Source organism: Pseudomonas sp. Q1 (genome assembly GCF_009935975.1).
GTDB lineage: Bacteria > Pseudomonadota > Gammaproteobacteria > Pseudomonadales > Pseudomonadaceae > Aquipseudomonas > Aquipseudomonas palleroniana.
Genome location: NZ_QODI01000026.1, coordinates 50,208 through 63,057 on the forward strand (window position 1 = coordinate 50,208; position 12,850 = coordinate 63,057).

8 protein-coding genes are annotated in these 12,850 nt (G+C 62.6%); 4 read left to right on the plus strand and 4 right to left on the minus strand.

Features of this window, described 5'->3' with window-relative positions; all coding sequences use genetic code 11:
- Positions 1-70 precede the first annotated feature (70 nt).
- Positions 71-2,212, plus strand: coding sequence for a TonB-dependent siderophore receptor (locus DK870_RS28000; RefSeq protein ID WP_161550307.1), 2,142 nt, complete (start codon positions 71-73; stop codon positions 2,210-2,212).
- Here the strand turns inward: DK870_RS28000 and DK870_RS28005 are convergent, their stop codons facing one another.
- The 4 genes from DK870_RS28005 to DK870_RS28020 form a co-directional block, all read right to left on the minus strand.
- Positions 2,213-2,650, minus strand: coding sequence for a carboxymuconolactone decarboxylase family protein (locus tag DK870_RS28005; protein ID WP_090370387.1), 438 nt, complete (start codon positions 2,648-2,650; stop codon positions 2,213-2,215).
- Between the two features lie 94 nt (positions 2,651-2,744).
- Entirely contained in the window at positions 2,745-4,190 is a 1,446-nt protein-coding gene (locus DK870_RS28010) for a cyclic nucleotide-binding domain-containing protein (RefSeq protein WP_060752456.1), read from the minus strand.
- A gap of 173 nt (positions 4,191-4,363) precedes the next feature.
- Positions 4,364-5,224, minus strand: coding sequence for a pirin family protein (locus tag DK870_RS28015; RefSeq protein WP_060752455.1), 861 nt, complete (start codon positions 5,222-5,224; stop codon positions 4,364-4,366).
- A 105-nt stretch (positions 5,225-5,329) separates the two neighbouring features.
- Positions 5,330-6,532, minus strand: a complete 1,203-nt coding sequence (locus tag DK870_RS28020) for a multidrug effflux MFS transporter (RefSeq protein WP_161550308.1) — start codon at positions 6,530-6,532, stop codon at positions 5,330-5,332.
- 96 nt (positions 6,533-6,628) lie between these two features.
- Here DK870_RS28020 and DK870_RS28025 point away from each other — a divergent pair, with 96 nt between their 5' ends.
- From DK870_RS28025 to DK870_RS28035, 3 genes are all read left to right on the plus strand, one after another.
- The gene (locus tag DK870_RS28025; protein ID WP_161550309.1) at positions 6,629-7,735 is read left to right on the plus strand and encodes an efflux RND transporter periplasmic adaptor subunit; all 1,107 of its coding nucleotides are present in this window, start codon (positions 6,629-6,631) and stop codon (positions 7,733-7,735) included.
- 2 nt (positions 7,736-7,737) lie between these two features.
- A complete protein-coding gene (locus tag DK870_RS28030; RefSeq protein ID WP_161550310.1) occupies positions 7,738-10,821 on the plus strand; it encodes an efflux RND transporter permease subunit in 3,084 nt (1,027 codons plus the stop codon).
- Positions 10,822-10,979: 158 nt separating this feature from the next.
- On the plus strand, positions 10,980-12,850 hold a 1,871-nt coding region (locus DK870_RS28035; RefSeq protein WP_256679941.1), incomplete at its 3' end, for a DUF6531 domain-containing protein.

The window sequence follows — 12,850 nt, forward strand, 5'->3', positions numbered from 1 at the left end:
TTGGGCTTGCCCGCTGCCGCGTTGCCCCCTAGCTTATGCGCCCCCTCCCCGCGCTTTAAGGCCCTGCCCCATGGTTTTGCGTTTTCGTCCCGTCGCTCCTTCACATTTTGCCCTCGGCCTGCTGCTCAGCGGCGGCATCGGCAACAGCCTGGCGGCTGAAATAGAGCTGCCGGCGGTGAAGGTCCAGGGCCAGGAAGCATCCGGCTACCGCAGCGACACAGCCTCGGTCGGCGGCTTCACTGAAACGCCATTGCTGGACACCCCGGCCTCGATCACAGTGATCAACGCCGCCATGCTCAAGGACCAGCAGGCCCGCCTGCTCAGCGAAGTGCTGCGCAACGACGCCGCAGTGGGTGACAGCTATGCGCCCATTGGCTATTACGAAAACTTTGTGGTGCGCGGCTTTTCACTGAATGCCGCGAGCAGCTACAAGATCAACGGGCGCACCATCACCGGCGAGCAGAACGTCGCCCTGGAAAACAAGCAGCAGGTGGAAGTGCTCAAGGGACTGGCGGGTTTGCAGAGTGGCATCTCCGAGCCCGGCGGTGTGATCAACTATGTGACCAAGCGCCCGGAGGATATGCGCTCGGTCAGCGTTTCCAGCGACGATCGTGGCAGTGGTTATGTCGCCACCGACGTCGGTGGCTGGTTCGGCAGCGAACAGCAATTTGGCCTGCGCGCCAACGTGGCCCATGAAGACCTGCACAGCTATGTGGAGCATGCCAATGGCCAGCGTGATTTCGTGTCCCTGGCGTTCGACTGGAATATCAGCCCCGATGCCGTGCTGCAACTGGATGCGGAATACCAGAACAAGCAGCAGCGTTCGGTGCCGGGCTATCAGTTGCTCGGCGGCAGCGAAGTGCCCCACGACGCGTCGCCGAAGAAACTGCTCGGCCATCAAACCGGCGGCCGCCAGGTCGGTATCGATTCGTTGAACCTCAACGGCAAGTTCGAGTACCGCTTCAGCGATCAGTGGACAGGCTCCGTCAGCGCGGCACACAGCAAGGTGGTGATTGACGATTACAGCGCGTTTGCCTGGGGCGGCGACACGACGGGCCTGGGCAACTATTTTTCTGCGCAAGGCGATTACGGCATCTACGACTACCGCAGCCCCGACGACACCCGCCGCGATGACGAAGTGCAAGCCGCCATGACCGGGCTGTTCGACACGGCGGGCCTGGGCCATGAGCTGACCTTCGGCACCAGCGCGTTCCGCCGGGTGATCGACAAGCGCAAACCGGTCAACGAGTACATCGGCAGCGGCAATATCAACGAAGATGCGCCGAGTTTCCCAGCCACCGACGTCCCGTTGAACGACAGCCACCGTAACCTCGACAGCCGCCAGTACGGCCTGTTCGTCACCGACCGCATTCGTTTCAACGAGCAGTGGCAGACGATTCTCGGCGGACGTGAAGTGCGCCTGGATGAAAAAGCCTTCGACAGCGATGGCAACCCGGCGCGTCATACCCAGCAGTCTGTGTTTCTACCCCAGGCGTCGTTGATCTATAAACCGATTGAAAACCTCTCGCTGTACACCAGCTACAGCAAGGGCCTGTCCCTGGGCGGGAGCGCGCCGTGGTTCGCAACCAATGCCGATGAAACCCTGGCCCCGACCACCTCGCGGCAAATCGAAGCCGGTGTGAAATACGACTGGCGCCGTATCAGCTTCGCCGCCGCCGTGTTCCAGACGCGCCAGGCCTATCAGTACGCCAAACCCGAAAATGGCCAGTTCACCTACGTGCAACAAGGCCGGCAGCAGAACACCGGGCTGGAGTTGTCAGCCAACGGTTGGGCCACTGAGCGCCTGCAAATCGCCACCAGCGTGGCGGCGATCCGTGCCCGGGTGGACGGCAGCGGCACGCCGGCTTACGAAGGCCATCAAGCGATCAACGTGCCCAAGCTGCGCGCCAGTGTGTACGCCGACTATGCCTTGCCGTGGGTCAACGGCCTGGCGGTACTCGGCGGCGTGCAATACAGCGCCAAGAAGTACGCCAATCGCAGCGGCAATGTGGAGGTGGGGGATTATGCGGTGGTCAATGTGGGCAGCCGCTACACCACCCGGCTCGACGGCTATGAAACGGTGTTTCGCCTGAGCGTCGACAACCTGTTCGACAAGCGCTACTGGCGCGACGCGGGCGAGTACCTGGGCGATGACTACCTGTTCCAGGGCGCGCCCTTGACGGCGCGCCTGAGTGCCTCGGTCAATTTCTGATTACTTGGGCATCTTGCGAAAGCCCACCGCCAGGCGGTTCCAGCTGTTGATCGTGCTGATCGCCACGCTCAGGTCGACCTGCTCCTGTGGGCTGAACTCAGCCGCCAGTGCGCTGTAGTCGGCGTCGGCGGCGTGGGTCTGGCTGATCAGGGTCAGGCTTTCGGCCCAGGCCAGGGCGGCACGCTCACGGGGGGTGAAGAAGGGTGTTTCGCGCCAGGCCGACACGGTGTACAGGCGGCGCTCGGTTTCACCGCCCTTGCGCGCATCGGCGGTGTGCATGTCGAGGCAGAAGGCGCAGCCGTTGATTTGCGACACGCGCAGGCGCACCAGCTCCAGCAACGGCAGTTCAATGGACAGTTTGCCAACGGCGGCTTCCAGGGCAAGCATGGCTTTCATGGCATCTGGGGACGCGGTGTAGAAATCGGTACGGGCCTGCATGGTGATACTCCGGGAACGGTGGGAACGCTGAGCAGATTAGTCAGCGCGGCGTCCCGGAGAAATAGCCAATTCGGGCGAAGAACAGGTGACCAATCTACAGGCCACGGTTGCGCAGCCATTGCAGGAACCCGGTCTTTACCGGCGCGACCGGTGTGGCTTGAGTCAAGGTCTGGGCCGCGTGCAGGCGGAAGTCGAGCAAGGCTTTCATGGCCTCGCTGATGTCATGCCGCGCATCCAGGCAAGGCTTGAGGTATTCCTTCTCGACGCGGTACAGGGTGCAGTAGGTCTTGGCCAGGAAGTCTGCCGGCACGCCTTGATCGGACAGAATCCCCGCTTCGCCAATCACCTCACCTGGCCCCATGCGCCCGGCTTCGAATTTGCGCCCATCCTTGGTCAGCATGACCGAGACCACACCGGAGGCGACGATGAACAAGTGGTCGCTGACCTCTCCCGCCGGCAAGATCATCTCGCCGCTACGAAAAGACTGCAGGACCATGTTCTGGCTGAAGGTGTCCTTTTCTTCCTGGCGCAGGGTGGAGAAAATCGGCGAGCGCTCCAGCAGTGCCCGCGCCCCGGACACCAAGCTTGGCGCGCTGCTTTCGGTGGCGGACAACAGGCTGACGCCCGCGGCCTGCAGATGACGGAATGCCAGGTCATAGAGTTGGTTGCGCACATCGCGCTTGAGGCCCATGGCCGGCACGAAACCACTGATCTCATATTCGACGCCGCCACTGCCCGAAGACTTGAATGCCACGCTCGGGGCCGGCGTGGCCAGCAACGGCCGGCACCCCAGCATCGCCCGTTCCAATGCTTCGATCACAGTTTGCGGGCGCGCGTGGGGGCTCACTTGCAGGCTGACCGCCAGCCCGAACATGTCCGCCGGGCGTGAGAAGTTGATGATCTTGGCTTTGGCCGCCAGGGAGTTGGGAATCACCGCCAGGCTGCCTTGGGAGGTTTGCAGGCGGGTGGCGCGCCAGTCGATATCCGTGACGCGGCCTTCGGTGCCGTCGATGGAAATCCAGTCATCGAGTTGATACGGCTTGGTGGTGTTGAGCACGATCCCGGAAAACACATCGCTCAAGGTGCTCTGCAGCGCCAGGCCGACGATGATCGCCACCGCGCCGGAGGTGGCGAGCACCCCCTTGACCGGCAGGTCGAGCACATAGGCCATGGCCGCGATGATCGCGATCAGGAAAATCACCGCGCCCATCAGGTCCTGCAACAGCCGCCCGGTGTGACCGACCCGCTGCATCATCACGGTGCCGAGCAACACCGTGAGGGTGCGCGCCGCGAACAGCCACCAGCCGATCTGCAGGGCCGTGGCGGCCAGGTGCAAGGTGGTGTCGTCGGCATAGGGCGCCAGTTGCATGGGGTTCATGCCGTCGTTGAACAGCACGGCGCTGAAAACCGCGAAGATCACCAACCGCGCCGCCAGCTTCCAACTGGCCAGGTTGACGGAAATCAGCCGCCACACGGCAATGTCGATAAAGATCAGCGCCAACGCGCAGAGCATGGGGTGTTCAGCGATAAATGTGGGCATCCAGGCGACTCCAGGGCGAATGCGCAGAAGATCGCATGAAATAGACAGATCAGGTATAGCGCCAAGCAAAATGTGGGAGCGGGCTTGTTGTGGTGAAGGAGCTTGCTCGCCACAACAAGCTCCCCAGCCACAACAAGCCCGCTCCCACAAGGGGGTTGCGCCCCCCCCTGGCTTCACATCCGCCCAAACTTGCCCGACTGGAAGTCGACAAACGCCTGGTGTATTTCCTGCTCGGTGTTCATCACGAACGGGCCGTGGCCGACGATGGGCTCGTCGATCGGCTCGCCGCTGAGCAGCAGCACCTTGGCGTCGTCGTTGGCCTCCAGGGTCAGTTGGCTGCCATCGCGCTCGAACAAGGCTAACTGGCCTTGGCGTGCGACTTCCTCACCGTTGACCAGCACCGTGCCGCGCAGGATCACCAACGCGGTATTGCGCCCGGCATGCAGGTCCAGCGTCAGCGCTTTACCGGCGTTGAGGCGCAGGTCCCACACGTCAATCGGCGTAAAGGTGCGCGCCGGGCCCTGGGTGCCGGCGAACTCACCGGCAATCAGGCGCAGTTGCCCGGCGCCGTCAGCCAACGGCAGCAGCGGAATGTCGCCATCGACGATGGTCTGGTAGCCCGCGTCGGCCATTTTGTCCTTGGCCGGCAAGTTGACCCACAGTTGCACCATCTCCAGTGCCCCGCCGCTGCGGGCAAAGGCTTCGGAGTGGAACTCCTCGTGGAGGATGCCTTTGGCCGCCGTCATCCACTGCACATCGCCAGGGCCGATTTTGCCGCCGGCACCCGTGGAATCGCGGTGCTCGACTTCGCCATCGTAGACGATGGTCACGGTTTCAAACCCACGATGAGGGTGCTGGCCGACGCCACGACGTTGCTCGGTGGGGGTGAAATCGGCAGGGCCTGCGTGGTCCAGCAACAGGAATGGGCTGATGTGCTTGCCCATGGTGTCGTAGGAAAACAGCGTACGCACCGGGAAGCCGTCGCCGACCCAGTGGGCGCGGGGGCTGGTGTAGATACCGATCAGTTTTTTCATGGTGTACCTCCAAAGTGCATACACCTTAAATCCGATACCAATTGAGCGCTAGATAGCAGCCACAGCTCTTACTGTCCCACAGGTGAGACAATCAACCGCTTATGGCTAGGCAGCCGCCAGCGCCGGCCGGCGCTCACGCAACAGGTGAAACGCGACGAATGCCGCCACCGCAAAACTGGCCTCGAGCATGATCATGGGCACGGCGCTGCCATCGCGCAGTTGGCTCAATAACAAGCCGCTGCAGGTTGCGCCGAACATCTGGGAAAAGCCCATCAAGCCGGCGGCCAGGCCGGCGCGGTGGGCATTGGGCATCACCCCACCGGTGACCGAGCCTGGCAACACCAGCCCACCGCCGAGGGTGACCAGCGCAATCGGCAGGTCCAAGCCGACGACCGAGAGGCCGAACACTGCGTAAATCAACACGGCCGACAGACCGCCCACAGCCACTATCGTCACGCCCATCGCCACAATCCGTTGCGCGCCCAGGCGCAGGATATTGCGCCGGGTGTAGGTGGAACCGAGGATCAGCATCGACACGATCAGGCCGAAGTTGATGCCGTATGCAAGGCTGCTGAAACCCAACAGGTTGATAAACACCGCCGAGGAGCCGGCAATCACCGCAAACATGGCGCCATAGGTACAGGCCAGCGCGACGGCGTAGGCGCGGTATTGGCGGCTTTTGAGTAAATCCAGGTATTGCCCGCCCAGCGTGCGCCAATGACCGGCCTTGGGATCGAGGGAATGGTTGCTCTCGCGGAAAAACAGCAGCGCCAGCAGCAACACCGCGCTACCGATGAGCAACGAGAGGACGATAGGCGCGCGCCAACCGAAGAGTTTGATCAGCAGGCCGCCGATCATCGGTGCGACCACAATGGCGTAGAGCATGCCGATCATGGTCAACGCCAGGGCCGGGCCCGCCTCGGCTTTCCAGACATCGCGCACCACCGTGCGCGCCAACACCAGCGCGGCGCAGGCGCCCAGCCCCTGCGCGACCCGGGCGGCAATCAATTGGTGGATGTCGCTGACCAACAGCATCGACAACGTGGCCAGAGCATACAGGACCAAGCCGCCGATCAGCACGGGACGGCGACCTATGCGGTCCGACAGCGGGCCAAACAGCAGTTGCCCAAGGCCAAACGCCGCGACAAATGCCGACATCGCCATCAATGCCGAACCGGGCGGCGCCGCCAGCGCCTGCTCGATAGAGCCCAGGCCCGGGATGATCAATTGGGTCGAGACTTCACCCAGTGCTGTCAGGGCAACCAATAAAAACAACAAACTGCGTGAGGGTGTCGGGGCGTTTGCCATGGGGATGATCCGGGGCTGGATTAATTTATATTTCGACCATAATATGAGCAAAAAATTATGTCCATAATTTTCTGCTCGATCCCCCTGGAGCCCATCATGAACCCTCTAGCCCTGCGTCTTCTCACCCCCCTGGCCTTGCTGAGCGTCCTCGCCGGTTGCAACAGCAAGGCCGATACCGCCGCCGAAGTGCCCGTGCCCCGCCCGGTATTGGCGGCCAAGGTCGAGGCCGCCGGCACCCAGCAAAGCGCCTACACCGGCGTGGTGGCGGCCCGTACCGAAAGCGACCTGGGCTTCCGGGTGGGCGGCAAGGTCATTGAACGCAAGGTCGACCCCGGCCAGCATGTCTCGCGTGGCGATACGCTGCTGGTACTGGATATCGGCGATTTCGAACTGGCCCTGCGCTCGGCGAAAAACCGCGTCAACGCCGCCCAGGCGCAGCTGCGCCAACGCCGTGACGACGAGAACCGCTACCAGCGCCTGGCCAGTACCGGCGCCGTGTCGCGGCAGATTTTCGACCAGTCGGCGACCAACCTGCGCGTCGCCGAAGCCGAGTTGGCTGCGGCGCAATCGGATGCCAGCCAGATCGAAAACCGGCGCACCTACTCGGTACTCAAGGCCGACGGTGACGGCATCATCACCGACGTGCGCGTGGATCGCGGCCAGGTGGTCGCCGAAGGGCAAATCGTCGCGCGGCTGGCCCACGATGGCGCCCGTGAAGCCATCGTCAACCTGCCGGAAACCCAGCGCGACCAAGCCTCGCAAAAGGCCTTGGCGTTCCCCTTCGGCGCCCCGGAACAAGCCCTCACGGCCACCCTGCGGGAGTTGTCCGCCAGTGCCGACCCGGTCACCCGCACCTACCGCGCCCGCTTCGTGCTGCATGGCGGCGTCGAGCGTTTCGCGCTCGGTTCCACCATCACCGTGCGCCTGCAAGGCAGCGGCCAGGCCCAGCAAACCCGCGTGCCGATCGGCGCGCTGCTGGACGCCGGGCATGGCAGCGGCGTGTGGGTGATCGGTGATAACGACAAGGTCCGCTTCGCCCCGGTGCAAGTCGCCAGTCTCGGGCAGGAAGATGCCCTGCTCGACAGTGGCGTGAGCCCCGGGCAAATCATCGTCGCCCTCGGCGCGCACCTGTTGCACGAGGGTGACGCGGTGCGCTTGCTGCCGGCCCAAGCCCTGGCCCTCAACCGTCAGCAGGACCATTGAATATGCGCGGCATCAACCTTTCCGAATTGGCCGTGAAACACCGTGCGGTCACGCTGTTCCTGATCATCGCGATCCTCGCCGCCGGGGTGTTCTCGTTCGGCAAACTGGGGCGCGCCGAAGACCCGTCGTTTACCGTCAAGGTCATGACCATCAGCGCCGCCTGGCCCGGCGCAACCGCCCGGGAAATGCAGGAACAGGTGGCCGACCGCCTGGAAAAGCGCCTGCAGGAACTGGACTACTACGACCGCGTCGAGACCATCGCCCAGCCGGGTTTCGTGTCGATGCGCATGACCTTCAAGGAGTCCACGCCCCCCGGCGAGCTCCAGGACCTGTTCTACCAGGCCCGCAAAAAGCTCAGCGATGAAGCCGCCAAACTGCCCAATGGCGTGGTCGGGCCGTTCTTCAACGACGAATATTCCGATGTGTACTTCGCCTTGTACGCCCTGGAAGCCGAGCACCTGCCCCACCGCCAGCAGGTGCAGATGGCCGAAACGCTACGCCAGCAGTTGCTGGACCTACCGGGGGTGAAGAAGGTCAATATCCTCGGTGAGCAGGCACAACGGGTGTTTGTCGAGTTTTCCTATGAGCGCCTGGCAACCCTGGGCATCAAGCCGGACCAGATCTTCGCCGCCCTCGCCGCACAAAACGCAGTGGCGCCGTCCGGCTTTGTGGAAACTGCCGGCGCGCGCGCCTATATCCGCATCGATGGCGCCTTTGACAGCCTGTCGCTGATTGAAAACGTACCGCTGGAAGCCAACGGACGTGTGCTGCGCATCGCCGATGTGGCCAGCGTCAGCCGCGGGTATGAAGACCCGCCCAGCTACCGCATCCGCCACCAGGGCGACCCGGCGCTGATGCTCGGCGTGATCATGGAGAAACACTGGAACGGCCTGGAGCTGGACAAAAGTCTCAAGGCCGAGGAAGCCAGGATCCAGGCCGACCTGCCGCTGGGCGTGAACTTCGCCAAGGTCTCCGACCAGGCGAAAAACATCAGCCTGGCGGTCAATGAATTCATGCTGAAATTCTTCGTCGCGCTGGCCGTGGTCATGGTGATCAGCCTGTTGGCCCTGGGATTTCGCGTGGGGTTGGTAGTGGCGGCTGCGGTGCCGCTGACCTTGTCGGTGGTGTTCGTGATCATGCTGCTCACTGGGCGTGAGTTCGACCGTATCACCCTGGGTGCGCTGATCATTTCCCTGGGCTTGCTGGTGGATGACGCGATCATCGCCATTGAAATGATGGTGGTGAAACTGGAGGAAGGTTTCGATCGGATTCACGCCGCCACCTTCGCCTGGAGTTCCACCGCCGCGCCGATGCTCACCGGCACCCTGGTGACGATTATCGGCTTTCTGCCGGTGGGGTTTGCCCGCTCGGCCGCGGGGGAATACGCCGGCAATATTTTCTGGATTGTCGGCTTTGCATTGATTTCCTCCTGGCTGGTGGCGGTGGTATTCACACCGTACCTGGGCGTGAAGCTGCTGCCGCAGATCAAACCGGTGCCCGGTGGCCATGACGCGATCTACGCCGGGCGCTACTACCGCAAACTGCGTAGCTTGGTCGAAGCCTGCGTACGTGGGCGCTGGCTGGTAACCGGCCTTGTGGTCGCAGCCTTTGTACTGTGCGGGCTGGGCATGGCCGTGGTGAAGAAACAGTTCTTCCCCAACTCCGACCGTTCCGAGTTGATTCTTGAGGTGTACATGCCGCCCGGCAGCGCGTTCAAAGCCACCGAGGCGGTGGCGGCGCAGTTGGAAAAAGCCCTGTTGCAAGAGCCGCAAACCAGCCTGGTGGACACTTATGTGGGCGGCGGCGCGCCACGGTTTTTCCTGTCGCTGAACCCGGAATTACCCGACCCGGCTTTCGCCAAGCTGATCGTGCAGACCCCGGATTCGCATGCTCGCGATGCGTTGAAATTGCGCATGCGTGAGCGCATCGCCGCCGGTGAATTTCCGGCGGCCCGTGTGCGCGTGACGCAGTTGCTGTTCGGCCCGCCGGTGCCGTTCCCGGTGGTGTTCCGCGTGTCCGGGCCGGATGTGGATGTGCTGCGCGGCGTGTCCGAAGAGGTGCGTCGTGTGGTGGCCGCCAACAAGCTGACCAAGGAAGCCTTCCTCGACTGGGGCGAGCGCACCAGCACTTATCGCCTGGTCCTGGATCAAGATCGCCTGCGCCTGCTGGGTTTCACCCCCAATGAGGTCAAGTCCCAGCTTAACGCGTTGCTCAGCGGCAACCCGATCACCGAAGTGCGCGAAGGCAACCGCACCGTTGCCGTGGTCGCCCGCGCCCAGGGCAGCCAGCGCGAGAACCTCGGCAACCTCAACAACATGACCCTGACCAACAGCGCCGGCACTTCGGTACCGCTGGCCCAGGTCGGGCAGTTCCAGGCCGTGATGGAAGAGCCGATCCTCAAGCGCCGCAACCGTGCGACCACCGTGGAAGTACGCGCCGATATCATCGACAGCGTGCAACCGCCCGACGTGGAAATGGCCGTGTACAAGGACCTGCAACCACTGATCGCCAAGCTGCCTGCCGGCTACCGGATCGACATCGGCGGCCCGGTGGAGGAAAGCGCCAAAGCCAACGTCGCGCTGGCGGCGCTGTTCCCGATCATGATCCTGCTGACCCTCACGGTGATCATGTTCCAGGTGCGCTCGTTCGGCGTGATGTTCATGGTGTTCGCCACCGCGCCTTTGGGGTTGATCGGCGCGGTGCCGACGTTGCTGTTGTTCAACCAGCCGTTCGGGTTCAACGCAATCCTGGGCTTGATCGGCATCGGCGGGATTCTGATGCGCAACACGCTGATCTTCACCGACCAGATTCGCCAGAACCAGGAACAGGGCATGGCGATTCGCGAGGCGATCGTCGAAGCCACCGTGCGACGAGCCAGGCCGGTGATCCTCACCGCGCTGGCGGCGGCGCTGGCCTTCATCCCGCTGACGTTCTCGGTGTTCTGGTCGTCCCTGGCGTATGTGCTGATTGGCGGGGTGTCGGTGGGCACCGTGTTGACGCTGTTGTTCCTGCCGGCACTGTGCAGCCTGGTGCTGGGGCGCAAGCAGACAGAAGCCGTCGAAACATCCCACACAAGCGCCGGATAAGCTCTACTCCCCTCCCCTGAAAACCTCTGCAAAGTCCCTCGCCTGAATACACAGTGCGAGGGATTGCCGATGTTTCTTTGCGTTAGAACCCTGTCTTTCGGGGTTGCCTCTTGATCGCCGTGACCAGCCAGACCATCGGTCTGCTGGTATTGGCCGCCATGGATTCAAAGACCCGCGACGTCGAGTCGGTCATCAGCGACTTCAAGCGCTGCCTAAACCATTACGACGATTGGGCTGAGAGCTTTTTCAGCTTTTCGGCGCTCGATATCGAGCAGGTCTTCAAGGTCGGCAATGAAGTGGCGCTCGTGGCGCCGATCAACCGCTCGATCCTGCCCAGCAGCACCGTCGCCACCTGCCAAGCCAACGGTACCCTGACCCTGATGCATATGTTCCAGAGTTCGCGTTTCGTGCCGATTGGCAATACCCCGGTGATCGTACAGCGCGTCGATCCTGACGGCGGGCCATTGGGCGAGCCGATTCATCACACCATCGGGCCCAGTGGCATTCTGGAAATCACCGAGTGTGATCGCAACCAGCAATACCGGGTCAACTTCTACCCCGATGTCTCCAAGGCGCACTTCAAGGCGCTGTACGCCTCGTATCAGTCGCTCATCGCACCGTTGGAAGACTGGCTGCGCGCAGAGTGGCACACCACTTTCAAGCCACTGTGGAAGGGTTACTCCGAAGCAAACTTCCTCAAGCGCTACCTGACATTGCACCACGCCTATGCCCGAGGCTTTGGTAACGCGCTCTACTCGCTCTGGGACGACCTCAAGCAGCTGTTTCAATGGTTGAGCGACCCCTTGGCCCATGCGGAAAAACTGCTGCACTACCTGTCCCAGTCTGAGTTCGAACAGCTGCTGAAAGTCAGCACCGAAGCCCTCGCCAAAGGCCTGCTGGTACTCAGCGATGAGCCACTGTTGTTTATCTACCTGGCGGCCATGGTCAGTTGGATACGCATGCTGCCAGCGCCGTACATGAACGAATTGCTGGGGGAGATCAGCGCCGAGGTCCTGATCAATCTGTTGCTGTGCCGCGCCATAGGCGGGATGGGCCTGGCAATAGGCATGAGCACGAAGGTGCTGGGCGCGATCAAGACCCGTCGTGCGCGGCGCTGGCTGGAACAGATGGCTGGGCAATTCGGCAAATCTGGTGTGGATGATCACGTCGAGATGGCTAAGCCGGTTTTGCTCGGCAGCGCGCCGACACCGATCAAAACGGTGCCGGTTGGGCTGTTGAAAGCTGGCGATCAGTTGGTCTCCAACCCCGTGTCGGCAGTGCGGGACAAGGCGACGCAGCGCACCGTACTGGTCAGGCAGGAGACTGTCGACGATGTGCCGGTCTCGGGGAAAAACCTCAACGGAGAGGCCTCGGCCCCGGCGGACAAGACCGCTTCCCATGGCTGCCCGGTGTCGATGGTCACTGGCGAGGAGTTGCTGACGCTGACCGATGGCACGCTGGATGGCGTGTTGCCGTTTGACTGGACGCGGCTGTACCGCACCAGTGCCGTGGAAGTGGATTGTGGGTTGGGATTTGGCTGGAGCCATGCGCTGGCGCACAGGCTTGTCGTTGATGGCGATTCGGTGGTGTGGACCGATCATGAAAACCGCTCTACTGAATTTCCACTGCCCACTGAATCGCGGCCCGCAATCACCAACAGCCTGGCCGAGGCGGCGATCTACTTGGGGTCTTCGCCCGATGAGTTAGTGCTGGCCCAGGCGTCGCGCTTCTACCACTTTCGTGACGGTGTGCTCACCGCCATCAGCGATGCGTACGACAACCGGCTGCGCATTGTGCGGGATCGCTCGGGGCGCATTGAACGCTTGGATAACGGCGTCGGCCGCTCGCTGTTCTTGCGCTATGAGCTTGGGCGCATTGTGGCGGTGGACTATCAGGTTCAGCGCGCCAAAGGCCATGAAGCCTTCACCTGGGTGACCGAACACAACGTTGTGTCCTACGCCTATGACGACGGTGGCCGACTGGTGTGTGCGACCAATGCCGTGGGTGAGCGCGAGGTTTATCGCTACGA